We start from the raw sequence: 22,755 nt of genomic DNA, 5'->3' as shown, positions 1-22,755 counted from the left end.
GCGTTCAGCCCAGCTGGCGGCGTACCTCAGCCGCGACGGCGGCACCGTCGGCGCGCCCCTTGACCTGCGGGGTGACGATCCCCATCACCTTGCCCATCGCCTTCGGACCGGCACCGGCGGCGCCGGCCTGCTCGACCGCGGCGGTGACGATCGCGGCGATCTCCTCGGGGCCGAGCTGCGCGGGCAGGTAGTCCTGGATCACCGCGGCCTCGGCGCGCTCCTTGGCGGCGCTCTCGGGCCGGTTGCCGTCCTCGAAGGCGACCGCGGCCTCACGACGCTTCTTCGCCTCGGTGGCCAGGACGGTGAGCACCTCGTCGTCGGTGAGCTCCTTGGCGGTGGTGCCGGCGACCTCGGCGTTGGTCAGCGAGGTCAGGATCATCCGCAGCGTCGAGGAACGGACCTCGTCGCGGGCCTTCATCGAGGCGGTGAGGTCGCTGCGCAGGCGGTCCTTGAGGGTGCTCATGCCTCGATTGTGCCGAACGGGTGTGAGACTGACGCAATGGGTTTGTTCCGTCCGCTGCTCCGCACCGCCGCGCTCGGCGGCCTCGCCGGGGCCGGCGTGACGTCGTACGCGCTGTGGGAGGCACGCCAGTACACCCTGCGCCGCCACGACCTGCGCGTGCTGCCGGCCGGCATGCGGCCGCTGCGGGTGCTCCACCTCAGCGACATCCACATGACCCCCGGGCAGACCCGCAAGCAGGAGTGGCTGCGCTCGCTGGCCGCGCTCGAGCCCGACCTGGTCATCGACACCGGCGACAACCTCTCGCACCGGCGCGCGGTGCCGGTCGTCCTCGACTCCCTCGGCGGGCTGCTCGACGTGCCCGGGGTGTTCGTGCACGGCTCCAACGACTACTTCGAGCCCGGTCTGCGCAACCCGATCGGCTACCTGCTCCCCGACGACGGCACCCGGCACACCCACGTCCCGCAGCTGCCCTGGCGCGACCTCACGGCCGGGTTCACCGCAGCCGGCTGGCTCGACCTCACCAACCGCCGCAGCACGCTCACCGTCGGCGAGACGACACTCGCCTTCGCGGGCGTCGACGACCCGCACCTGTCCTACGACGACCTGCCCGCCGTCGCCGGTCCCGCCGAGCCGGGGGCCGACGTACGGCTCGCCGTGGCGCACGCGCCGTACCTGCGGGTGCTGGACCAGTTCGCCGCCGACGGGTACGACGCCATCGTCGCCGGGCACACCCACGGCGGCCAGGTGCGGCTGCCCCGGCCGGGTGGCTCGCGTGCGTACGCCACCAACTGCGACCTCGACCCCGCCCGGGCCAGGGGACTGCACCGCCACCCCGCCGACTCGCGTCCCGGCGACCCCGGCTCCGCGTGGCTGCACGTCTCGGCGGGCATCGGCACCAACCCGTACACCCGGGTCCGGATCGCCTGCCGGCCCGAGGCCACCTTGCTCACCCTGCTCCCGTCCGGCTGAGCACGCCCCGATTCCAGGTCCGGCCGCGGCCTCGGCTATGCTCCACTGCTGGTGCTGGCTCCTCCGGGAGCCGGAGACCGGCGGGCTGTGGCGCAGCTTGGTAGCGCGCCTCGTTCGGGACGAGGAGGCCGCAGGTTCAAATCCTGTCAGCCCGACCGCGGAGCAGGCGGATCCCCCAGGGATCCGCCTGCTCGTCTTTTTTCACCAGTTGACCAGCAGCCGATCTGCTGTCAGGTCGTGCCACACTTCCTCCATGTCTGACGAGCAGGACAAGCTGAAGCTCAGCTTGGAGCCGCCCAAGCTGTTCGGGCGGAAGAAGAAGCCGGCCGCTCCCGCCGGCGCCTCCGAGCCCGCGAAGCGTCCTGCCGCGAAGAAGGCCGTGCCGGCTCCCGAGCCGGAGCCCGTGGTCGAGGAGACCGTCGAGGTCGAGGAACCGGTTGTCGACGAGACCGTCGAGGTGGAGGAGCCGGTGGTCGAGGAGACCGTCGTCCTGCCCGAGGTCGCGGAGCCGGAGCCCGAGCCGGAGCCCGAGCCGGAGCCCGAGCCGGAGCCCGAGCCGGAGCCCGAGCCGGAGCCCGAGCCGGAGCCCGAGCCGGAGCCCGAGCCGGAGCCCGAGCCGGAGCCCGAGCCGGAGCCCGAGCCCGAGCCCGAGCCCGAACCGGAGCCCGAACCGGAGCCGGAACCCGAGCCCGAACCGGACCCCGAGCCCGTGGCCGCCGCCCCGGCCCCGAAGCCCAAGGCCGCCCCCAAGCCCGCTCCCAAGCCGAAGCCCGAGCCCGACACGACCGCCACCGCGACGGCCGTCGAGGTCGAGCCCGAGCCCGTCAGCCAGAGCGCCCTGGAGGACGCCGAGATCGCGGCGCTCGCGACGGGCGGGCCGCTGCTGTCGGCCTACCGTGCCGCGGCGCTGACCGGCCTCGTCGTCGGGGCGGCGATGGTGGTGCTGACCTGGCTCTCGCTGCGCGGCTGCGAGGCCGTGCGCGGGACCTCGTCGTGCGGCGGCGGGCCCGGGTTCCTGCTGCTGATCGCGACGTTCGCGCTGTGCGTGCTGCTGGGCAGCCAGCTGCTGAAGACCTTCCAGATCCCCGATCCCGGCAGCAGCAGCTTCTTGGCGGTCGGCCTGGTGGCGGTCGTGGCGCTGCTCTTCCTCATCGACTACCTCGACCACTGGTCGATGCTGGTGGTGATCCCGGCGCTGAGCATCGGGGGCTACCTCGCCTCGGTGTGGGTCACCAAGACCTTCGTCGAACCGGTCGACACCTGAGCGTGGGCGCCCGCGCGGGGATCGTCGTCACCGGCACGGAGGTGCTGACCGGCCGCGTCGTCGACCGCAACGGGCCGTGGCTCGCGGAGCGGCTGCGCGAGCTCGGCGTCGACGTCGGGCGCACGGTGGTGGTCGGCGACCGGCGGACGGACCTCGCGGCGGCGCTGCGCTTCCAGCTGGCCGACCACGACCTCGTGCTCACCAGCGGTGGCCTCGGCCCGACCGCGGACGACCTCACCGCGGAGGTGGTCGCACAGGTCCAGGGCCGCACGCTGCGCCTCGATGCCGACCTGGCGGAGCAGATCGGCAGGCGCACCGCCGACCCCGACGCCGCGCGCAAGCAGGCCCTGGTGCCCGAGGGGGCGACCGTCCTCCCACCGATCGGTACGGCGCCCGGGCTGGTCGTCCCCGGCCCCGGCGCCCCGGTCGTGGTGCTCCCCGGCCCGCCGGGTGAGCTGCAGCCGATGTGGCCCTCCGCCCTCGCCACCGACGCGGTGCGCGCGGTGCTGGCCCGCGCGGAGGAGCTGCGCCAGGCCGAGGTCCGGATCTGGGGCCCCCGGGAGCCCGAGCTCGCAGCCCTGCTCCGCGCCCACGAGCAGGCGCACGGCTCCTTGGCGGACGCCGGCCTGGAGGTCACCACCTGCGTCCGCGACGGCGAGCTCGAGGTGGTCACCCGCTACCGTCCCGGCGCCGCCGAGGCCTACGAGAGGCTGCACCAGGCGCTGCGCGACGGCTTCGGCCCGCAGGTGTACGCCGACGACGGTCGCGACCTCGACGAGGTGGTCGCCGGCCTGCTGCTCGCCCGCCGGGCCACGATCGCGACGGCGGAGTCCTGCACGGCCGGCCTGCTGGCGGGGCGGCTGGCGGACCGGGCGGGCTCGTCGGCGTACCTCGCCGGCGGGTTCGTGACCTATGCGAACGCCGCCAAGACGACCGAGCTCGGCGTGCCGGCCGGCCTGGTCGAGCAGCACGGCGCGGTGAGCCAGGAGGTCGCCGAGGCGATGGCCCGCGGCGCCCGCGAGCGCCTGGGCACGACCATCGGCGTCGGGGTCACCGGCATCGCCGGCCCCGGTGGCGGCAGCGCGGAGAAGCCGGTGGGGCTGGTCCACCTCGCGGTCGCCGCCGACGACGGCACCCACCACCGCGAGCTGCGGCTGCGCGGGGACCGGAGCGTCGTACGCCGCCGTACCGTCGTCGCCGCCCTGCACCTGGTGCGGACCGTCCTGGAGCGGCCGGGCACCATGGAGGGGTGACGACCTCCCTCGCCGACCCGATCCAGCTGCCGCACGGCCCCGCCTGGGCCAACCGCTTCGCGCTGGCGCCGCTCACGAACATCCAGAGCAACCCGGACGGGACCCTGGGCGAGGACGAGTACGCCTGGCTGGTCGCGCGTGGGCGCGGCGGCTTCGGCCTGACCATGACCTGCGCCGCGTGGGTCAGCCCCGCGGGACGGGCCTGGGCGGGTCAGCTCGGCATCGCCGACGACGCCCACCTGCCCGGCCTGCGGCGGCTCGCGGACGGCCTGCGCGAGACCGGCACCCGCTCCTCGGTCCAGCTCCACCACGGCGGCCGGCGCTCCGACCCCAGCCTGCACGGCGGGCCCAACGAGTGCCCGTGGGACCAGCCGGACAAGGACGCGGCCGCGCTCAGCACGAGCGGGGTCGAGCGGGTCGTCGAGGAGTTCGTGCAGGCCGCCGTCCGCGCGGAGCGAGCGGGCTTCGACGGGGTGGAGGTGCACGGCGCGCACGGCTACCTGATCGGGCAGTTCCTCGACGCCCGCTCCAACCACCGCGAGGACCGCTACGGCGGCGACTTCGACAACAGGGTCCGGATGCTGCTGGAGGTCGTCGAGGGCATCCGACAGAGCACCGGGCCGGACTTCCAGCTCGGCCTCCGGCTCACGCCCGAGGGCAACGGGATCACCCTGCCCGAGGGCCGCGAGACGGCCCGCCGCGTGCTCGCCACGGGCCACCTCGACTACCTCGACATGTCGCTGTGGGACGTCTTCATGGAGCCGCGCGGCGAGGGCCACGAGGGCCTGCTGATCGAGCACTTCACCGACCTGCCGCGGCACGGTGCCGCGCTCGGCGTGGCCGGCCGGGTGTCCTCGGCGGCCGACGCCCAGTGGTGCCTGGAGCAGGGCGCGGACGTGGTGACCGTCGGCACCGGCGCGATCCTGCACCACGACTTCGCGGCGCAGGCGCTGGCCGACCCCGACTTCCGGGTCCGCGAGCGTCCGGTCCCGCGCGACGTCCTCCGCGAGGAGCACGTCGGCCCGCGGTTCATCGACTACCTCGCCGCCGGCTGGGACGACCTGGTCGCCTGAGTGCAGACGTTCGTCCCGCTGCCCTCCTTCGAGCGCTCCGCCCGGGTGCTCGACACCAAGCGGCTGGGCAAGCAGCGGGTCGAGACGCTGCAGATCGTCCGTGCGCTCACCGTCGCCGGCTACGGCTCGCAGCACCACCCGGCCGTGCTCATGTGGCGCGGCTTCGAGGAGGCGCTGGGCCGCTACGGTCTCACCTGCTGCGCGGTCTGGGTGGAGCAGGACCACCCGGACACGTGTGCCGCGACGATGACCACCGACCTCCGCGCCGCGGGCGTCGCCGCGGTGCGCAGCGAGGCCGAGCTGGTCGCCGCGGGCGCGCTGCCGCCCTGGTGGGGCGACGAGGCGCTGCACCGCAGCCACCAGTCGGCGCTGCTGCGCAAGGACCCGGACTTCTACGGACCGCTCTTCCCCGGCGTGCCGGACGACCTGCCGTACGTGTGGCCGGTCAGCGCGACGAAGCGATGAGCTCCGCGATCTGCACGGTGTTGAGCGCCGCACCCTTGCGCAGGTTGTCGTTGGAGACGAAGAGCGCGAGGCCCCGGTCGCCGTCGACGCCCGGGTCCTGACGGAGCCGGCCGACGTACGACGGGTCCTTGCCCGCCGCCGCGAGCGGGTTCGGGATGTCGGCGAGCTCGACGCCCGGCGCGGTGGCGAGCAGCTCACGCGCCCGCTCCGGGGTCAGCGCCCGCTCGAACTCGGCGTTGATCGCCAGCGAGTGGCCGGTGAACACCGGCACCCGCACGCAGATCCCGGAGACCCGCAGGTCCGGCAGGCCGAGGATCTTGCGCGACTCGTTGCGGAGCTTCTGCTCCTCGTCGGTCTCGTTGAGGCCGTCGTCGACGAGGTTGCCGGCGAACGGCAGCACGTTGTAGGCGATGGTCTCCTTGTAGACACCCGGCTCGGGGAAGGCGACCGCCTCGCCGTCGTAGGCGAGCTCCTTGGCCTTGTCGCCGGCCGCGGCGACACCGGTGGCGAGCTCCTCGACGCCGGCGATGCCCGAGCCCGAGACGGCCTGGTACGTCGAGGCGATCAGCCGCACCAGCCCGGCCTCCTCGTGCAACGGCTTGAGCACGGGCATGGCCGCCATCGTGGTGCAGTTGGGGTTCGCGATGATCCCGCGACCCGCGGCGATCACCTCGGCGGCGGCCTCGGGGTTGACCTCGGAGACGACCAGCGGGATCGCCGGGTCCTTGCGGAAGGCGGAGGAGTTGTCGACGACGATCACGCCGGCGTCGACGAAACGGGGCACCAGTGCGCGCGAGGCGGTGGCGCCGGCGGAGAAGAGGGCGATGTCGAGCCCGGTCGGGTCGGCGGTCTCGGCGTCCTCGACGACGACCTCGCGGTCGCCGAAGGCGAGCACCTTGCCGGCCGAGCGCGCGGAGGAGAAGAACCGGATCTCCCCGACCGGGAAGTCGCGCTCCAGCAGGATCTGGCGCATGGCGACGCCGACCTGGCCGGTCGCACCGACGACGCCGATGTTGACAGCGGAGCTCATCGGCCGGTCCCTCCGTAGACGACGGCCTCGATCTCGTCGGAGCCGAGGTCGAAGGCGGCGTGCGCGGCGTTGACGGCCGCCTCCACCTGGGTCTCGGCCACGACGACCGAGACGCGGATCTCCGAGGTGGAGATCATCTCGATGTTGACCCCGGCCTCCGAGAGCGCCTCGAAGAAGCGCGCGGAGATGCCCGGCGAGGAGCTCATGCCGGCGCCCACGATGGAGACCTTGCCGACGCTGTCGTCGTAGAGCAGCGACTCGAAGCCGACCGACTCCTGCAGCTTCGAGAGCGCCGTCATCGCGGTCTGGCTCTCGCCGGCGGGCAGGGTGAAGGAGATGTCGGTGAGGCTCGTCGCGGCGGCCGAGACGTTCTGCACGATCATGTCGATGTTGATCTGCGCCTCGGCGACGGCGCGGAAGATCGACGCGGCCTCGCCCGGCTTGTCCGGGACTCCGACCACGGTGATCTTGGCCTGGCTGCGGTCGTGCGCGACACCGGTGATGATCGCGGCTTCCATGGGGCTCTCCTCCGAAACGACGTCCTCGGCCTTGACGACCCAGGTGCCCTCCTTCTCGGAGAAGGAGGACCGGACGTGGATGGGCATGTCGTAGCGGCGGGCGTACTCGACGCACCGCAGGTGCAGGATCTTGGCGCCCTGCGCGGCCATCTCGAGGGTCTCCTCGTAGGAGATCCGCGGGACCTTGCGGGCGTGCGGCTCGATGCGCGGGTCGGCGGTGAAGATGCCGTCCACGTCGGAGTAGATCTCGCACACCTCGGCGCGCAGCGCGACCGCCAGCGCGACGGCGGTGGTGTCCGAGCCGCCGCGACCCAGCGTGGTGATGTCCTTCGTGGTCTGCGAGACGCCCTGGAAGCCGGCGACGATCGCGATCGCGCCCTCGCCGAGCGCGGACTCGATCCGGCCGGGCGTGACGTCGATGATCTTCGCCTTGCCGTGCGCGGCGTCGGTGATCACGCCGGCCTGGGAGCCGGTGAACGAGCGGGCCTCGTGGCCGAGGTTCTGGATCGCCATCGCCAGGACGGCCATCGAGATCCGCTCGCCCGCCGTCAGCAGCATGTCGAGCTCGCGCGCCGGTGGGAGCGGGGAGACCTCGTTGGCGAGGTCGATCAGCTCATCCGTCGTGTCGCCCATCGCGGAGACGACGACGACCACCTCGTGGCCGGCCTTCTTCGTGTTGACGATGCGCTGCGCGACGCGCTTGATCCCGGCGGCATCGGCGACCGACGAGCCGCCGTACTTCTGCACGACAATGCCCACGAGGGACTCACTCCTGGCTGACGGGGAAGGGACACGGCCCCTGCCACGTCGGGGCCATGCGGCGATTCTACGGGCGGGGGCTAGCCGTTTTCGCCGCTGTCCAGCACCGCGGACGCCGCCTGCAGCAGCTCCAGCTCCTGGGTCGTGTCCAGGTCCACGTCGAGCCGGTCGTGCGCGACCACCGAGAGCAGCGCCTTCATCGTCGCGCCGGCCAGCGATCCCCACGAGGAGACGTAGGAGAACTGCCACCACCACAGCGCCTCCTCGACGTCGCCCGCCTCGTAGTGGCGCACGCCGACGGCGAGGTCGGCCGCGATGCTGGTGAGGTCGTCGGAGATCAGGCCCTCGATGACCTCGGGCTGGTAGGGGTCGAACACCGAGGAGTAGGTGTCCAGGTCGCCCAGCAGCCCGGCGAGCTGCAGCCGCAGCTCGTCGATGTCGTCGGGGTCCGGGCCGTCGTCGGGCTGGTACTCCTCGCGCGGCGCGAAGTCGCGGTGCACGCCCAGCCGCGCCCCGGTCAGCGCGATCTGGCTGATCTGGAGCAGCAGCAGGGAGACCGCCTGGCCGCCCGTCGCCTCCGCCGCGACCACGCGCAGCCCGTCGAGGAACGAGCGGACCGACGCCGCGATGTCGTCGGCGAAGCGTACCGTCTCCGTCTCGACCGCGATCAGCGCCTCCAGGGCCGCGAGACCCGGGAGCTGCTCGGTGGTGTTGTCGCTCATGTTGCTGCCTGCCTTCCCACGAATGCCCGTCCGAGAGTGACCTCGTCGGCGTACTCCAGGTCTCCTCCCACCGGAAGTCCACTGGCCAAACGCGTCACGCGCAAGCCCAGGGGCCCCAGCATCCGGGTGAGGTACGTCGCGGTGGCCTCGCCCTCGAGGTTCGGGTCGGTCGCCAGGATCACCTCGGTGACCGCGCCGTCGCCCAGCCGGGTGAGCAGCTCGCGGATGTGCAGCTGCTCGGGCCCGATGCCGTCGATGGGCGAGATCGCCCCGCCCAGCACGTGGTAGCGGCCGCGGAACTCACGGGTCCGCTCGATCGCCACGACGTCCTTGTACTCCTCCACCACGCACAGCACCGCCGGGTCCCGGCGCGGGTCACGGCAGATCCGGCACTGGTCGTCCTCGGCGACGTTGAAGCAGATCGAGCAGAACTTCACCTTGTCCTTGACCTCGACCAGCACCTCCGCCAGCCGTCGTACGTCGACCGGGTCGGCCTGCAGCAGGTGGAAGGCGATCCGCTGGGCGCTCTTGGGCCCCACGCCCGGCAGGCGGCCGAGCTCGTCGATGAGGTCCTGGACGACGCCTTCGTACATCGCGGGACCTAGAAGCCGAGCTGGCCGGGCGCACCCGGCCCGCCCAGCCCCGGCATGCCGCCCAGGTCGGGCATCCCGCCGGCCAGCGGGCCGAGGGTCTGCTCGGCCAGGGCGTCGGCCTTGGTGCGGGCGTCGCGGAAGGCGGCGACGACCAGGTCGCCCAGGTCGGCGAGCGCGTCCGGGTCGGTGCTGTCGAGCGCGGCGGGGGTGATGGTGACCCCGGTCAGCTCACCGGAGCCGGTGAGCGTGACCGTGACGGCGCCACCGGCGACCGTGCCCTCGACGGTCGCCTCAGCGAGGCGCGCCTGGGCGTCCTGGAGCTGCTCCTGCATCTGCTGGGCCTGCTGCAGCAGGGCGCCCAGGTCGAGGCCGCCACCACCGGCGAGTGCGTCGAACGGGTTCTGGCTCATGGTCGTCTCTTCTCTGGCGGTCGGGTGGGGCGGGATCCGGCGCGGCTCAGCCGCCGCGCGGGATCTCCTCGATCATCTGCGCACCCAGCTCACGGGCGAGCAGCTCGGCGCTGGACTCGGCGTCGACCTCGGCGTCGTCGAGGTCGACGTGGGCGTCGGGGTCGACCGGCGGCTCCTCCGCGCGCTCGTCCTCGCGCGCCTGGATGTCGGCCATCCGCGGGCGCCGCGGCGTGGGCTCGGCCGGCGCGGCCTCCTCGCCCGGCACCGCCCACGGCGGCGGGTCGTCGGACGGGGCGGGAGCCGCGGGCTCGGCGCGCGGGGCCGGAGCCGGCTCAGGAGCCGCGGCGGCCGGGGCCGGCGGCCGGGCGTTCGGGTCGGCCGAGGGATCGATGATCGCGTCGATGCGGACCTCGATGCCGATCTCGTCGACGACGGCCTGCTGCACGATCTCGGCGTGCCCACCGGACTCGAAGGACCGGCGCGGCCCGTCGGCCTGGAAGCCCAGCGCCAGCACGGTGCCGTCCAGGCTCACCACCTGGGCGTTCTGGGTGAGGTGGATCCAGGTCACCCGCTTGACGGCCTTGACCCGGTCGATGACCGAGGGCCACAGGCGGCGTACGTCGACCAGGGTGAGCCCGCTCGCCGGCTGCGACGCGGGCGCCGGCTGCGGCGTGGGGGCGGGGGCGACCGGCTGGGGAGGCTCGGGGATCACCGCGATCGGCTCGGGCTCCGGCTCGACCTGCACCACCGGCTCCGGCGCGAGGGGCGCGGCCGGCTCGGGCTGCGGCGCCCGCTGCGGGGCCGGCCGGTCCTCGACCCGCTCGGGCGCGGCCCGCTCGGCCCGTGACGGGCCCGGGCGGTCCTGGGCCGGCGCGGCGGGGGCGACGGGCGCGGCGGACTCCGCGGACGTCGTACCGCTGATGGCGGCGCGACGCTCCAGGCGGTCGAGCCGGGCGAGCACCCCCTCGGTGGTGTGGTCGGCGGCCGGCAGCAGGATCCGGGCGCAGATCAGCTCGAGCAGCAGCCGCGGCGCGGTCGCTCCGCGCATGTCGGTGAGCCCGGCCGCGACCAGGTCGGCGGCCCGGGTCAGCTCACCGCGGCCGAAGCTCGTGGCCTGGGCGACCAGCCGGTCGGCCTGGTCGCCGGAGACGTCGAGCAGACCGGAGGCCGCGGCGTCGGGGACCGCGGAGATGATCACCAGGTCGCGCAGCCGGCGCAGCAGGTCCTCGGTGAACCGGCGCGGGTCCTGGCCGGTCTCGATCACCTTGTCGACGACCCCGAAGACGGCCGAGCCGTCGCCGCTCGCGAACGCCGAGACGACGTCGTCGAGGAGGGTGTCGGGGGTGTAGCCGAGCAGCCCGCTCGCCAGGTCGTAGGTCACCCCCTGGGCACCGGCTCCACCGAGCAGCTGGTCGAGGACCGACAGGGTGTCGCGCGCCGAGCCGGCACCGGCCCGCACGACCAGGGGCAGCGCGGCGGGCTCGATGGAGACACCCTCGCGGTCGCAGAGCTCGGTGAGGTAGGTCGTCAGCAGCCGCGGCGGGATCAGCCGGAACGGGTAGTGGTGGGTGCGCGAGCGGATGGTCGGGATGACCTTCTCCGGCTCGGTGGTCGCGAAGATGAAGCGCAGGTGCGGCGGCGGCTCCTCCACCAGCTTGAGCAGGGCGTTGAAGCCCTGCGTCGTCACCATGTGCGCCTCGTCGATGATGTAGACCTTGTAGCGGCTCTTCACCGGCGCGAAGAAGGCCTTCTCCCGCAGGTCGCGCGCGTCGTCCACCCCACCGTGCGAGGCCGCGTCGATCTCGATCACGTCGATCGAGCCCGGGCCGTTGCGGGCCAGGTCACGGCAGCTCTCGCACTCCCCGCAGGGGTCGGAGACCGGAGCCTTCTCGCAGTTGAGTGCCCGCGCCAGGATCCGGGCGCTGGTCGTCTTGCCGCAGCCGCGCGGGCCGGAGAAGAGGTAGGCGTGGTTGACCCGGTTGCCCGCGAGCGCCGCCCGCAGCGGCTCGGTCACGTGCTCCTGGCCGATGACCTCGGCGAAGGTCTCGGGCCGGTAGCGGCGGTAGAGCGCGAGCGGGGAGTCCACCCCTGAACACTAACCAGCGCCCCCGACACCCGACAGCCGGGAGGTCGGCAAAAGACAAGAGGCCCCCCGCGCACCCGACAGAGCTCACTTACCCTTGCTGCCTTCCGGCCCTGGGGGAGTTGGGCGAGATGCCGCCGCACGGGGGGTTGGCCTCACTCTAGAGGATGTCCGGCGGCCACCCGAACTCCGGGCCCGCCCTGCCCGGCCACCGGCGAGCCAGGCGATTTCCGGGTGCCGGTCACCGACCGGTAACCTCCTCCGCGGAGGTATCGCCTAGTGGCCTATGGCGCACGGCTGGAATCCGTGTTGGGTTAACGCCCTCGGGGGTTCGAATCCCCCTACCTCCGCCGGTGCGAACGGCGCCGACCCACGCGGGTCGGCGCCGTTCGTCGTACGGGGCTGTCGTAGCGGGCTACTGCGCGCGGCGGCGCAGCTCGGCGGGCGTCTGCTCGACGACCTTGCGCATCGCCCGCTCGAGGGCGCGCCGGTTGCTGAAGCCCGAACGGCGGGCGACCTCGTCGACGCCGGGGCGGTGGGGGGAGGAGAGCAGCGCGACGGCCGACTCCAGGCGGCGGCGGCGGATGTAGGCGGCGACCCCGCCGGCGTCCTCGAAGAGCTTCTGCAGGCTGCGGCGCGACATCCCGAGCGCGGTCGCGATGCTGTCGGTGTCGAGGGAGGGCTCTCCCAGGTGGTCGGCGATGTGTCGCTCGGCCTGGTCGCGGCGCGAGGTCGTCGCCTCGGCGGCCGAGGACGTGCGCAGCGCCCAGCGCACCTGCAGCAGGAACGCCGCCGCGCGGTCGTGGTGGTTCAGCGGCGGCGGGCCAGGCGGGTCGGCGAGGCGTACCAGCCGACGGAAGTCGTGCGCGGAGAGGTCGCCCACGAGGACCGAGCCCGCGTCGATCCAGTCCGGCGTGACCAGCTCGAGTCCCGCCCGGACGACGACGCCCGTCCGGTTGTCCAGGACGACCGGTGCCGACCAGGTCGTCACCGGCGGCAGCAGGTCGGCGCGCACGGAGGCGACCCGGAGGTCGGCGTACTCCTCGGCGATCATCGTCAACGGCTGCGGCGACGAGGCCACCCACACGCTGCGCGGCGGCACCTCCACGCGGCCGCCGATCCGCGGCACCCACAGGGTGGAGGCGGCCATGCCGACCAGCACCTGCGCCTCGTCGCGCTCGCGGCAGGCGACCTCGAAGGCACCGGGCTGGACCAGCCCCCGCCCACCCCTGACCACGTCCGAACGTTCCGTCGCCCACAGCAGCGGCACGGCGCTCGGCCGGATGCCGATCGCCCTGCTCGCTCCCTCTGCCGCCTGGACGTCGCTTCTCCCGAGTGAAGCCACGAACATGTCTCGCTCCCATGTCACATTGCACTGATCGCTGGGGTGACCTTGCCTGTTCCGCGGCCGAATCGAGAATTCGAGGGGCTTCGGTGCGCAATCTGTCCCATCCGGTGCGCACAACGGCCGATCGCGGGAAGTTCGCGCGGCTTTCGGGACGGTTCGCGCCGAGGCAGCGGCGGCCAGAGAGCCCCGACCCTTTGCTGGTGCACCAGGCGCCACAGTCGCGTGGTGCACCGCCAGACAAGGGAATCCATGAAGACGCACCTCATGCGTGCGAGGCGTCGGCGAGCTGTCGCCGCGCTGACCGCACTCGCCTCGTCCACCACCTTCCTGCTGCTCTCCCCCGAGGGCGCCGACGCCGATGCCGGGGACCAGCAGTTCAGCGGCTGGGTCCGGAACTACTCCGCCTTCGTCGGGCCGGAGATCCTCGACACCATCAACGCGCGCGCCAACATCGGCGAGGCGATCGCGGTCGCCGACAGCGGCGGCCTGTCGTCGTACGCCGGCACGGGGACCGGCGACCTCGCTGTTCCTGGTCAGGTCGCCACGGACCCGACCTCGCGCTCCTACGGCCGGTCCGCGCCGCTCGGCGCGGGCTTCACGGGTCTCAACGTCCAGCCGATCACCGCTCAGTCGGCCTCGACCACCATCGTGGACGCGCCCGCGGTCAACCAGGACTTCGGCGACGTCGACCTCAGCCCGGTCGGCAAGCTGACCGCCGTCACCGGGGTCGCCGACTCCAACTGGAGCCCGGGCGTGCTCAGCACCGGCGGTCGCCTGGCCTACTCCGACTCCAACGTCTCCAACCTGGAGCTCCTCGGGACCCTCCCGGTCACCGTGCCGGGCCTCCCGCTCCCCCTCGCCAGCGCCGAGCTCGGCCAGAACACCAGCGAGGTGACGCTCGCGCCGGACCCCGCCGCGTGCGCGACCGGGCTGGCGGTCCGGTCCGAGGCGACCTGGGACTTCGCCGACGTGCACCTCTTCGACGGCTTCGTGGACGTCTCGTGGGGCGGCGACGCCGGCGGCACGGCCGACAGCGCCACGATGGTGGCCACCGCCAACGGCTCGCCGACCGGGGCCAAGCTGACCGTCTCCGAGCTGCCCGACATGACGGTCAACGCCGGAGCCTGGTCGGTCGCGCTGGAGCCGGGCGCCTCGATCGAGCTCGGTGAGATCTTCGACAACGCGGGTGGCCCGCTGGGCACCACGCTGCGCACCCTCGTCGACGGCGAGATCTCCTACGAGGGCGTCAGCGACATCCAGCAGTCCCCCGACGGCACGTGGGCCCACGGCTCGCTGAACGGCCTCAACGCCAACCTGTCGCTGCTGCCCGTGCCGATCATCGCGCCGAACGGCCTCGGCTCGGCCGAGCTGGGCGTCATGCGCGGCGAGGTGGACGCCAAGGCACCGGCCGGTGGCCTGAACTGCGAGTCGACCAGCACGGACCCGACCGCCACGGACCCCACGGCCACGGACCCCACGGCTACGGACCCGACCGCCACGGACCCGACCGCGACCGACCCCACTGCCACCGACCCCACGGCCACCGACCCGACCGCGACCGACCCGACCGCGACCGACCCCACGGCCACGGACCCGACCGCGACCGACCCGACCGCCACCGACCCGACCGCAACCGACCCGACCGCCACCGACCCGACCGCGACCGACCCCACGGCCACCGACCCCACGGCGACCGACCCGACCGCCACGGACCCGACCGCCACCGACCCGACCGCAACCGACCCCACGGCCACCGACCCGACCGCAACGGACCCCACGGCCACCGACCCCACCGCCACCGACCCCACGGCCACCGACCCCACCGCAACGGACCCGACCGCCACGGACCCGGACTCGACGGACCCGAGCGCACCTGGTCCCGGTGAGACCGACGCGACCGACCCGGACTCCAGCACCGACGCGAGCACCGACGCGAGCACCGACGGCGCAGGCTCACCCGACGGAGCCGTGTCCGGCAACGCGTCCGGCAACACCTCCGGCAACACGTCGGGCAACACCTCCGGCCCGAGCGACGGAGGCGGCTCGGCGGGTGGCTACAGCGCCGGCAAGCTGCCGAACACCGGCGGCTTCTCGATCGGCTGGATGGCTGCCGGGCTCGGCCTGCTGCTGCTCGGCGGCGTCGTCACCGGTGGCGCCGTGCTGCGCCGCAAGGCCTGACCGCGACACCCGGAGGGGGCGGGGTGTCCCCGGTGCGAGGGCGTGCGCGCGACGCACGCCCTCGCACCGTCGAACGAGGCGAGGAGACGGCGATGCTGATGCCGCGGATCACGGCGCGGCGACGTCCGGAGGACGTCCGGGGCCCGGCGCTCGGCGTACGCGTGCTGCTGTGGGGCGGCCTGGCGGCGGTGCTCGGGCACTCGCTGGTGGTCGCCCTGTGGGTCGGGCCGTCGAACATCGCCCGCACCGAGATCGGGGCGGACCGCCTGGGCGGGTACGTCGAGCCGCTGTTCGACCAGGCGTGGTCGGTGTTCGCCCCCGAGGCGGACTTCCGCTACGACCTCGTCGAGGTCCGCGGCGCCCTCACCACCGATGCCGGTACGACGGAGACGGGCTGGATGGAGGTGACGGCCAAGGAGGTCGCGCCGCAGGTGCGCCTGCACCCCTTCCCCTCCCGCACGACCCTGATGTCGACCCGCCTCGCCGGCCAGCTCCAGTCGGCGTGGGCAGAGCTCTCGGCCCGCCAGAAGGAGGTCGCCGGGACGGCCCGGCAGGACGTGCCGCTGTCCCTGCTCGGCGCACGCCTGCGGGACGCCGCGACCACACCCGCCGAGACCACCGCGGCCGGGGCGTACCTGCGCACCGAGACCTCCCTGGAGCGCTTCGTCGGCGCCCTGGCGCGGGTGCGCTGGGGCGATCGGCTGACGGCGATCCAGTTCCGCACCTACGCGCTGACGGTCCCCCGCCCCAACGCCGGCGCGCGGACCCGCCAGGTGCGCTCGCCGTACCGCCTCATCAGTCCGTGGCGCCCGGTGCCCGTGGTGCCCGCCGAGGCGCTGGACGCCTTCCGGGGCTACGCCGACCAGCTGGGCATCGAGTGATGGCGACGACCTTCCCGGAAGCGGTGAGCCGGGCCCGCGAGAGCGTCGCGGGCTGGGAGGACCGGCTGACCCGCCAGCGTCTGGCGCCGTACGGCGTCGCGGCCAGCCGCGTCCTCGCCGCGACCACGATGGTCGGCATCCTGGTCACGAACTTCTCCCACCGCAGCATCCTGTTCGGCCCGGCCTCGGACTGGGTGGCGCCCTACCGCGACCCCGCCCAGCCCACGTCCGCCTCCTCGGCGGGGTGGGCGGGGATGACCGACGCGCTGTCGCCGACGGCGTACACCGTGTTCTACCTGGCCACCGTCGCCGTCGGTGTCGCGTTCGCGCTGGGCTGGCACGTCCGGCTGACCGGCCCGCTGCTGTGGCTGGGCATGTTCCAGGTGGTGGAGGCCAACCCCCTCGTCGGCGACCAGGGCGACAACATCCTGCGCGTCGGGCTGCTGTGGCTGCTGCTCACCGACAACGCCGGGGTGTGGTCCCTCGACGCGCGCCGCGAGCGCCTCCACCCAGGGGCGAACACCTGGTGGCTGCCGGCGTCCGCCCGCGGGCTGCGCGAGGCCCTGCGTCCGGCCGGTGTCGTCGTCCACAACCTCGCCGTCGTCGGCCTCGCCTGCCAGCTGGTGATCGTCTACGTCGCCGCCGGCATGTACAAGGTCAACGGCGGCAGCTGGAAGTACGGCACCGCGATCCACTACCCGCTCAACCTCGACGAGTACCGCGTCTTCCCGCTCCTCAACGACCTCGCGACCTCGAGCTGGCTCGGCGTGTTCGTCGGCACGTACCTGGCGGTCTACCTGCAGCTGTTCTTCCCCGTCCTGCTGCTCAACCGCACCACACGGCGCATCGCCCTGGTCCTGGTGGTGCTCCTGCACGCGGGCATCGCGGTGACGATGGGGCTGCCCTGGTTCTCCCTGGCGATGGTGGGCTTCGACGGCATCTTCGTCAGCACGGCCACCTGGTCCGCGCTCGACCGGCAGGTCCGCGCCCGGCTGGCGAGACCACCCCGATGAGCACCCGTACGACGGCCGGCGGTGCCCTCGTCGCGGCGTGCCTGGTGGGCCTCACGGCCTGCTCCACCGACACGTCCGAGCCGCCGCGGCCGGCGGCGAGCCGGCCGGCCGCCGCGGCGAGCATGCCCGCGGCCACCCCGTCGCCCACGCCCTCGACGGGCGACGACGCCGCCGCGTTGCTGGACGCCGCCCGGTCGGCCGTCGAGTCGGCGCCTGCCATCCGCTTCCGGACCGAGGACCTCACCGGGGCCGGGGCGCCGTCGAGCGCGACGAGCGACGGCAGGTCGGGGAACTTCGAGGCCCATGTGCCCTGGCACGGCCGCACCATCGTGATGCGGCGCATCGGCGACCTGACCTGGACCCGTGCGCCGGCCGGCTTCTGGACCGGGCTGGGCTACACCGCCGCGTCCGCCGCCCGGGCCGAGGGCAAGTGGGTCGTGGCCCGGTCCGCGCAGATCCGTCAGGTCGAGCAGCTCTTCGACCCCGGCGCACTGCTGGAGTGGCTGCGCAAGGCCGGGGCGGGCGAGGTGCAGGAGGTCGACCGGGGTGGCCGGCGGGTGCTGCGGGTCCGCGTCGGAGCGACCCTCGTCGAGGCCGGCGTGGTGGCGCCGCACGGCCGTGCGCGACTGACCAGCATCACCGTCTTCCACGGCGACCGCCCGGTCAGCCGTTCCCACCTCACCGTCTTGGACGCACCGGTCGCGCTCGTCGCGCCGGACGCCGACGACGTCCTCCAGAAGGAAGCCCTGCGCCCATGACCTCCCGCGCCCGCTCCGTCCTCGTCGCCGCGCTCGCGCTGCTCGCCCTCACCACCGGCTGTGGGCGTCAGGACGATCCGGCGCCCACCGGGTCGGCGCCGAGCCGGTCGCCGTCCAGCACCGCGCCGGAGGCCGCGGACCCGCGGACCGGGCAGGACTACTGCGAGACGGTCCGGCTCCTGGCGGCGTACTCCCGCACCGACTACGGCCTGGACCAGAAGACCGCCTCCGTCGACCCCGTTCGCTTCGGCCAGCGCCTCGACGTCGTGGCGGCGACCTTCGCGCGGCTGGCCCGGCAGAGCGACACGGCGAGCTCGCGCGACGCCTGGCAACGGCTGGCGACGGCCGCCGACCGCGCGCGACGCACCTACCGCGCCGGGGGTCAGCAGCTCACCAGCCAGGTGGTGCTGCGCGACCTGTCGGTGCTGTCCGCGGCGATGACGCACCAGCTCGCGCCGGCCACCGCCAACCTGCGCGAGCGCTGCGACCTGGACCCCGGTCTGTTCGGTCTCGGCGGCGCCTAGAACCAGGCGTCGCGCATCTCCAGCGCGGTCAGGTCGCCGGCGGCGAGCAGGTCCAGCATGGGCGTGATCTTCGGCAGCTCGGTGCGCAGGAAGTACGCCGCGGCCTGGCGCTTGCCGTCGTAGAAGTCCCCGGCCTGCGTGCCCGCGACGAGCGCCTGCTCCAGCCAGAGCCAGGCCACGACGAGGTGCCCCGCCGCCTCCAGGTACGTCGTCGCGTTGGCCAGCACCTTCTCGGGCTCCCCCAGGCCGGCGAGCCCCAGGGTCACCTCGCCGAACCGGTCGAGCTGTGCCTTCAACCGGTCCGCGGCGTCCGCGGGCTCGCCGCCGGCCGCCCGCGCCCGGGTGATGGTGGCCTCGATCCGCGCGGCCAGGGCCATCAGCCCGGCACCGCCGTCGAGCAGCACCTTGCGGCCGAGCAGGTCCATCGCCTGGATGCCGTGGGTGCCCTCGTGGATCGGGTTGAGCCGCTGGTCGCGCCAGTGCTGCTCGACGTCGTGGTCGCGGGTGTACCCGGCGCCGCCGAGCACCTGGATCGCGAGCGAGGTGCTCTCCTGGCCCCACTGCGAGGGCCAGGACTTCACGATCGGGGTGAGCACGCCGAGCAGCTTGGCCGCCTCGGCGCGCTCCTCCTCGGTGGGCGCGGTCCGCTCGTCGTCGAGCAACCGGGAGCAGTAGAGGGTCAGCGCGAGCGCGCCCTCGACGTAGGACTTCTGGGCGAGCAGCATGCGGCGCACGTCGGTGTGCTCGATGATCGGCACCTGGGCACTCGCGCCGTCGGCGCCGACCGCCCGGCCCTGCGGGCGCTCACGGGCGTAGGCGAGGGACTTGAGGTAGGCGGCGTACGCCGTGCCGGTGGCGGCGGTGCCGACCCCGAGCCGGGCGGCGTTCATCATGTGGAACATGTACTTCAGGCCCTTGTGCGGCTCGCCCACGAGGTAGCCGACGGCACCGGGCGCCCCACCCGGCGTGAACGCGCCGCTGCCGAAGACCGGTGCGGTGTTGACCGTGCCGCGCGAGCCCAGCTTGTGGTTGATCCCGGTGATCGCGACGTCGTTGCGCTCGCCGAGGGCACCGTCGGCGTCGACGAGGAACTTCGGCACCACGAACAGCGAGATCCCCCGGGTGCCGGCCGGCGCCTCGGGGAGGCGGGCGAGGACGAGGTGCACGATGTTCTCGGCGAGCTCGTGGTCGCCCCCGGAGATCCACATCTTGGTGCCGGTGATCCGGTAGGCGTCGCCGTCCGGGACGGCGCGCGTGGTGATGTCACCGAGCGAGCTGCCGGCGTGCGCCTCCGACATCGCCATCGTGCCGAACCAGCGACCCGCCAGCATCGGCGGGACGAAACGGGCCCGCAGCTCCTCGGATCCGTGCTCGTGGAGCAGGGCGGCGTTGGCCTGGGTGAGGAAGGCGTAGCAGATGGTGCCGATGTTGGCGGCGGTGAACCAGGTGGCCGCGGCCGTGCCGACGGTCGAGGGCAGCTGGAGACCGCCGGCCTCGGCGTCCGCGCCGAGCGCGAAGCCGTCCATCTCGGCGAACCGGCGCAGCGCGTCGCCGATCGCCGGCAGCACCGTGACGGTGGTGCCGTCGAAGGAGGGCTCCTGCTCGTCGCTGGCGCGGAAGTGCGGCGCGAAGTGGTCGGTGGCGAGCTGCTCGCTCAGCTCCAGCAGCGCGTCGAAGGTCTCCCTCGAGTGCTCGGCGAAGCGCTCACGCTCGGTGAGCGCGGTGACGTCGAGCCACTCGTGCAGCAGGAACGACAGGTTGCGGGCGGACAGCAGGTTCGAGGTCACGAGCCTGAATACTACTCCGCCGTAGCATTCACGTCAGCGCCGGCGGCGGGCGAGCACCGGGCGCAGCACCAGCAGCACGACGAGCGCGCCGCCACCCGCCAGGCCCCACCAGACCGCGTCCTTGCGAGTGCCGGCGAGCAGGTCGGCCCGTTCGGGCGGCACCTCGCCTCGGCGTACGGCGGTGGTGCCGCGGCTCTCGTCGGCCAGCGCCTCCGCGGGTCGCTGGATCGCCTCGACCGCCTGGACGACGCCGTGACCCGTCAGCGGGCTGGCGTCCCCGTTGCCGCTGGCGGTGCCCTCCAGCCGGGCACGGAGCTGGTCGGCGCTGTCGCCGCTGTGCACCGACCAGACCAGCGCGGCGACGCCGGCGACCTGGGGCGGCCGCCCACGCGGACGACGGGTCGGCGACCAGGCACCACCCGCCCTGGAGGCCGATCGAGATCGAGCCGACGCCGGGGGCGGCCAGGTCCACGCCGGAGCTGCGCAGCGCGACACCGGCGGCGCCGGGCGTGGAGATGCCGACCGCGACCACGTCCTCGTCGGCGGCGGGCCAGACGTCGGCGGCGGCGTCCTCGCCGGCGCGCGGCTTGCCGGCGTAGTCCTGCAGGAAACCGGTCTTGGCCTGCGGCCGGTCACCCACCGGCGCGATGAGGAGGGCACCCTCGGCGTGCAGCCGGTCGAGCTGCGCCTCCAGCGCCGCCGTGCCGCGGACCGCGGCCGGGATCAGCACGATGGCGCGGTCGCGCGGCTTCACCGTGATCCGCCCGAGCGCGCTGGTGAGCCCCTCCGGCGTGGGTGGCTTCTCGCCGTCCTTGGCCTGGCCGTCCGGGGCGTCGTAGAACTTCACCGGCGTGACGTCGGCCGCCGGGGCGATGCCGACCTCGACCGCCGGGTCCTCCTGCGCGCCGCCGGCGAGGATGCCCGCGGCGACCAGGGCGTGGTTGCTCGGCGCGTCGGCGTACGCCGCCGGGCCGGCCGGGAGAGCGGTGTCGACCAGGTAGATCCGCACACCCTTGCCCGGCTTGCGCCCCGCCGCGGCCGCGAGCGCGGTGGCCGCGGGGATCCGCAGCTCCTCGCTGGCGAAGTTGGGCCCGGCCACCTTCCGCCGGTCGGTGTCGTCGGGCCCGATCGAGGCGCACTCCGGGTCCTCCGCCGCGAACGCGGCCGGCGGCCCGGGCAGCACGATCGGCGCCGCCGCGAGGGCGAGCGCGGCGACGAGCGCCCGGCCGCCGCGGCTCACGAGCACGACGGCCCGACCGGGGTCCGGGCGTCCTGGGTCGGCGTGCGCGGCGGGCAGAGCGCGTCGAGGATCGACAGGTCCGGGCCCGGCGTGAACAGCTGCACCCACGACCCCGGTACGACGACCGGCGGGACCGACTTGTAGCCGAGGTTCTCGACCTCGGCCTCCCCGGCGAGGGAGTAGCTGCGCCCGCCGTCGTCGACCAGCGCGACGGTGCCGCCCTCGCTGGTCCCGAAGTCGGCGGAGCGCACCAGCGCGCCGTAGCCGGCCTCGACCGCGACCTTGCGCTCGCCCTTCGCGACGGGGTCGACCGGTGCGCCGGCCGGGACCGTCGCCAGGCGCACGGCCGGCTCGGTGCCCTCGTCGGTCTCCAGCACGCCGCACACCGTGTCGGTGGCCGCGGCCGACCGGTCGACCGGCTCCTCGGGCCACGACGCGGCGTCGTAGGTCCGGTCGGCGGCCTTGAACGCCGGGTCGGTGGCGGCCGGCTCGAGCTTGCGCGGCACGCCGGCGGCGAACCGGGTGTTGCGCACGACGGCGAGCGCGAAGTCGGTGAGCGGGGCGAAGCCCTGCTGGGTCAGCACGAAGGACTGGCCGTTGCGCTCGAGGTAGTCGCCGACCCGGGCGCCCCCGGCGTAGCCCGCCACCGGGGTGCCCCAGCCGGTGACGCCGAGCCCGGCGGCGGACAGCGGGCCGCCAGCGGGGAACAGCGCCAGCCAGGTGTCGGGCACCGTCACCTGGTCGCTGGTGGTGACCCCGAGGTCGGTGTCGAGGGCGTCGTTGCGCGGCGGCAGCTGGTAGCGGTAGGCGCGGGTGGGGTGCCCGGGCACCTCGGCCTCGGCGATCAGCCAGCGCACGCCGCTCTTCTCCGCCTTGACCACGAAGCCGGTGCCGGCGGCGCGCTCCACGGAGGGCCGACGGCGCACATCGGCCTGCAGGCCGGCGCCGTTGGCGGTGCACGCCACCCAGCCAGAGTTGATCAGGTGGTCGGCGGCCGGCACGGTCGCCGGCGCGTCGAGGATGCCGATCGAGGGACCCTTCTTCCGGGTCGCCAGCACCTTGTCGGGGACGCTCTTCGTCTTCACGTCCGAGCCGAGGATCAGCCGCGCCGAGGTCACGTTGATGACTGGGCGCAGGGTGGACTCGCCCGCGGACTGCTCGCTGTCCAGGATCACGTAGAGCGCGCCGTGGTCGTCGGTCACCAGGCCGGGGTTGTTCCAGTCCGGCGGCGGGCGCTTGGTCAATGCACCGGCCACGGCGGCACCGGCGATGAGCAGGACGGCGAGCGCGATGCCGCCGACGATCATCCGGCCGGGGCGCGCGGGCTCGACCTCCCGGCCGCCCGGGGCGCCGGACACGAAGGCCGTGACCAGCCGGCGCCGGCTGAACGAGTACGCCTCGACGAGGTCCTTCTTGGTCGCCAT

21 protein-coding genes, 2 tRNA genes and 1 other RNA gene are annotated in these 22,755 nt (G+C 74.0%); 12 read left to right on the top strand and 12 right to left on the bottom strand.

The features are described from left to right. Positions 1-4: 4 nt before the first annotated feature. A complete protein-coding gene (locus tag MRBLML1_RS19330; protein WP_364519065.1) occupies positions 5-463 on the bottom strand; it encodes a GatB/YqeY domain-containing protein in 459 nt (152 codons plus the stop codon). A gap of 36 nt (positions 464-499) precedes the next feature. Between MRBLML1_RS19330 and MRBLML1_RS19325 the strand changes: the two genes are divergently transcribed. From MRBLML1_RS19325 to MRBLML1_RS19300, 6 genes are all read left to right on the top strand, one after another. Continuing rightward, complete coding sequence (locus MRBLML1_RS19325) at positions 500-1,432, top strand: metallophosphoesterase (RefSeq protein WP_364519063.1); 933 nt, start codon at positions 500-502, stop codon at positions 1,430-1,432. An 81-nt stretch (positions 1,433-1,513) separates the two neighbouring features. Next, a tRNA-Pro gene (locus tag MRBLML1_RS19320) sits at positions 1,514-1,587 on the top strand. Between the two features lie 98 nt (positions 1,588-1,685). Continuing rightward, a complete protein-coding gene (locus MRBLML1_RS19315) occupies positions 1,686-2,696 on the top strand; it encodes a hypothetical protein (RefSeq protein WP_364519061.1) in 1,011 nt (336 codons plus the stop codon). A gap of 2 nt (positions 2,697-2,698) precedes the next feature. After that, entirely contained in the window at positions 2,699-3,949 is a 1,251-nt protein-coding gene (locus MRBLML1_RS19310) for a competence/damage-inducible protein A (RefSeq protein ID WP_364519059.1), read from the top strand. Then, entirely contained in the window at positions 3,946-5,022 is a 1,077-nt protein-coding gene (locus tag MRBLML1_RS19305; protein WP_364519057.1) for an NADH:flavin oxidoreductase, read from the top strand. The genes MRBLML1_RS19310 and MRBLML1_RS19305 overlap by 4 nt, the downstream gene beginning before the upstream one ends. After that, a complete protein-coding gene (locus tag MRBLML1_RS19300) occupies positions 5,023-5,487 on the top strand; it encodes an MSMEG_6728 family protein (RefSeq protein WP_364519055.1) in 465 nt (154 codons plus the stop codon). Here MRBLML1_RS19300 and MRBLML1_RS19295 read toward each other — a convergent pair. The 7 genes from MRBLML1_RS19295 to ffs form a co-directional block, all read right to left on the bottom strand. Next, positions 5,468-6,517 (bottom strand): aspartate-semialdehyde dehydrogenase, encoded by a 1,050-nt coding sequence (locus MRBLML1_RS19295; RefSeq protein ID WP_364519053.1) that lies wholly within the window; start codon positions 6,515-6,517, stop codon positions 5,468-5,470. The genes MRBLML1_RS19300 and MRBLML1_RS19295 overlap by 20 nt on opposite strands. Next, positions 6,514-7,794, bottom strand: a complete 1,281-nt coding sequence (locus tag MRBLML1_RS19290) for an aspartate kinase (protein ID WP_364519051.1) — start codon at positions 7,792-7,794, stop codon at positions 6,514-6,516. Before MRBLML1_RS19290 ends, MRBLML1_RS19295 begins: the two co-directional genes overlap by 4 nt. An 80-nt stretch (positions 7,795-7,874) precedes the next feature. Then, complete coding sequence (locus tag MRBLML1_RS19285) at positions 7,875-8,516, bottom strand: DUF5063 domain-containing protein (RefSeq protein ID WP_364519049.1); 642 nt, start codon at positions 8,514-8,516, stop codon at positions 7,875-7,877. Then, a complete protein-coding gene (gene recR / locus MRBLML1_RS19280; RefSeq protein WP_364519047.1) occupies positions 8,513-9,109 on the bottom strand; it encodes a recombination mediator RecR in 597 nt (198 codons plus the stop codon). Before recR ends, MRBLML1_RS19285 begins: the two co-directional genes overlap by 4 nt. An 8-nt stretch (positions 9,110-9,117) precedes the next feature. Next, complete coding sequence (locus tag MRBLML1_RS19275) at positions 9,118-9,519, bottom strand: YbaB/EbfC family nucleoid-associated protein (RefSeq protein ID WP_364519045.1); 402 nt, start codon at positions 9,517-9,519, stop codon at positions 9,118-9,120. A gap of 46 nt (positions 9,520-9,565) precedes the next feature. After that, complete coding sequence (locus MRBLML1_RS19270; protein WP_364519043.1) at positions 9,566-11,605, bottom strand: DNA polymerase III subunit gamma and tau; 2,040 nt, start codon at positions 11,603-11,605, stop codon at positions 9,566-9,568. 57 nt (positions 11,606-11,662) lie between these two features. Next, positions 11,663-11,753, bottom strand: an RNA gene (gene ffs, locus MRBLML1_RS19265) — signal recognition particle sRNA small type. Between the two features lie 114 nt (positions 11,754-11,867). On the opposite strand from ffs, the gene MRBLML1_RS19260 reads away from it, so the two are divergent. After that, positions 11,868-11,952, top strand: a tRNA-Ser gene (locus tag MRBLML1_RS19260). A gap of 65 nt (positions 11,953-12,017) precedes the next feature. On the opposite strand, the gene MRBLML1_RS19255 is transcribed toward MRBLML1_RS19260, so the two are convergent. Beyond that, on the bottom strand, positions 12,018-12,953 hold the full coding sequence (locus tag MRBLML1_RS19255) for a helix-turn-helix transcriptional regulator (protein ID WP_364519041.1): 936 nt from the start codon (positions 12,951-12,953) through the stop codon (positions 12,018-12,020). 246 nt (positions 12,954-13,199) lie between these two features. Here MRBLML1_RS19255 and MRBLML1_RS19250 point away from each other — a divergent pair, with 246 nt between their 5' ends. The 5 genes from MRBLML1_RS19250 to MRBLML1_RS19230 all read left to right on the top strand — a co-directional run bounded on the left by MRBLML1_RS19250 (position 13,200) and on the right by MRBLML1_RS19230 (position 18,304). Beyond that, positions 13,200-15,128 (top strand): hypothetical protein, encoded by a 1,929-nt coding sequence (locus tag MRBLML1_RS19250; RefSeq protein ID WP_364519039.1) that lies wholly within the window; start codon positions 13,200-13,202, stop codon positions 15,126-15,128. Positions 15,129-15,220: 92 nt separating this feature from the next. Further along, on the top strand, positions 15,221-16,009 hold the full coding sequence (locus MRBLML1_RS19245) for a DUF5819 family protein (RefSeq protein ID WP_364519037.1): 789 nt from the start codon (positions 15,221-15,223) through the stop codon (positions 16,007-16,009). After that, on the top strand, positions 16,009-17,022 hold the full coding sequence (locus MRBLML1_RS19240; protein ID WP_364519035.1) for an HTTM domain-containing protein: 1,014 nt from the start codon (positions 16,009-16,011) through the stop codon (positions 17,020-17,022). Before MRBLML1_RS19245 ends, MRBLML1_RS19240 begins: the two co-directional genes overlap by 1 nt. Next, a complete protein-coding gene (locus tag MRBLML1_RS19235) occupies positions 17,019-17,780 on the top strand; it encodes a hypothetical protein (protein WP_364519032.1) in 762 nt (253 codons plus the stop codon). Before MRBLML1_RS19240 ends, MRBLML1_RS19235 begins: the two co-directional genes overlap by 4 nt. After that, a complete protein-coding gene (locus tag MRBLML1_RS19230; protein ID WP_364519030.1) occupies positions 17,777-18,304 on the top strand; it encodes a hypothetical protein in 528 nt (175 codons plus the stop codon). Before MRBLML1_RS19235 ends, MRBLML1_RS19230 begins: the two co-directional genes overlap by 4 nt. Here MRBLML1_RS19230 and MRBLML1_RS19225 read toward each other — a convergent pair. From MRBLML1_RS19225 to eccB, 3 genes are read right to left on the bottom strand one after another with little or no spacing between them, the layout of a single operon-like run. Then, positions 18,301-20,091, bottom strand: coding sequence for an acyl-CoA dehydrogenase (locus MRBLML1_RS19225; protein ID WP_364519028.1), 1,791 nt, complete (start codon positions 20,089-20,091; stop codon positions 18,301-18,303). The two genes, MRBLML1_RS19230 and MRBLML1_RS19225, sit on opposite strands and share 4 nt — an antisense overlap. Positions 20,092-20,119: 28 nt before the next feature. Further along, complete coding sequence (locus tag MRBLML1_RS19220) at positions 20,120-21,337, bottom strand: hypothetical protein (RefSeq protein WP_364519026.1); 1,218 nt, start codon at positions 21,335-21,337, stop codon at positions 20,120-20,122. Continuing rightward, on the bottom strand, positions 21,328-22,755 hold the full coding sequence (gene eccB, locus MRBLML1_RS19215) for a type VII secretion protein EccB (RefSeq protein WP_364519023.1): 1,428 nt from the start codon (positions 22,753-22,755) through the stop codon (positions 21,328-21,330). The genes MRBLML1_RS19220 and eccB overlap by 10 nt, the downstream gene beginning before the upstream one ends.

It is taken from the genome of Nocardioides sp. LML1-1-1.1, from assembly GCF_040676175.1.
GTDB lineage: Bacteria > Actinomycetota > Actinomycetes > Propionibacteriales > Nocardioidaceae > Nocardioides.
The sequence above is the reverse complement of the archived record's forward strand: the minus strand, read 5'-3'. Positions and strand labels throughout refer to the sequence as shown.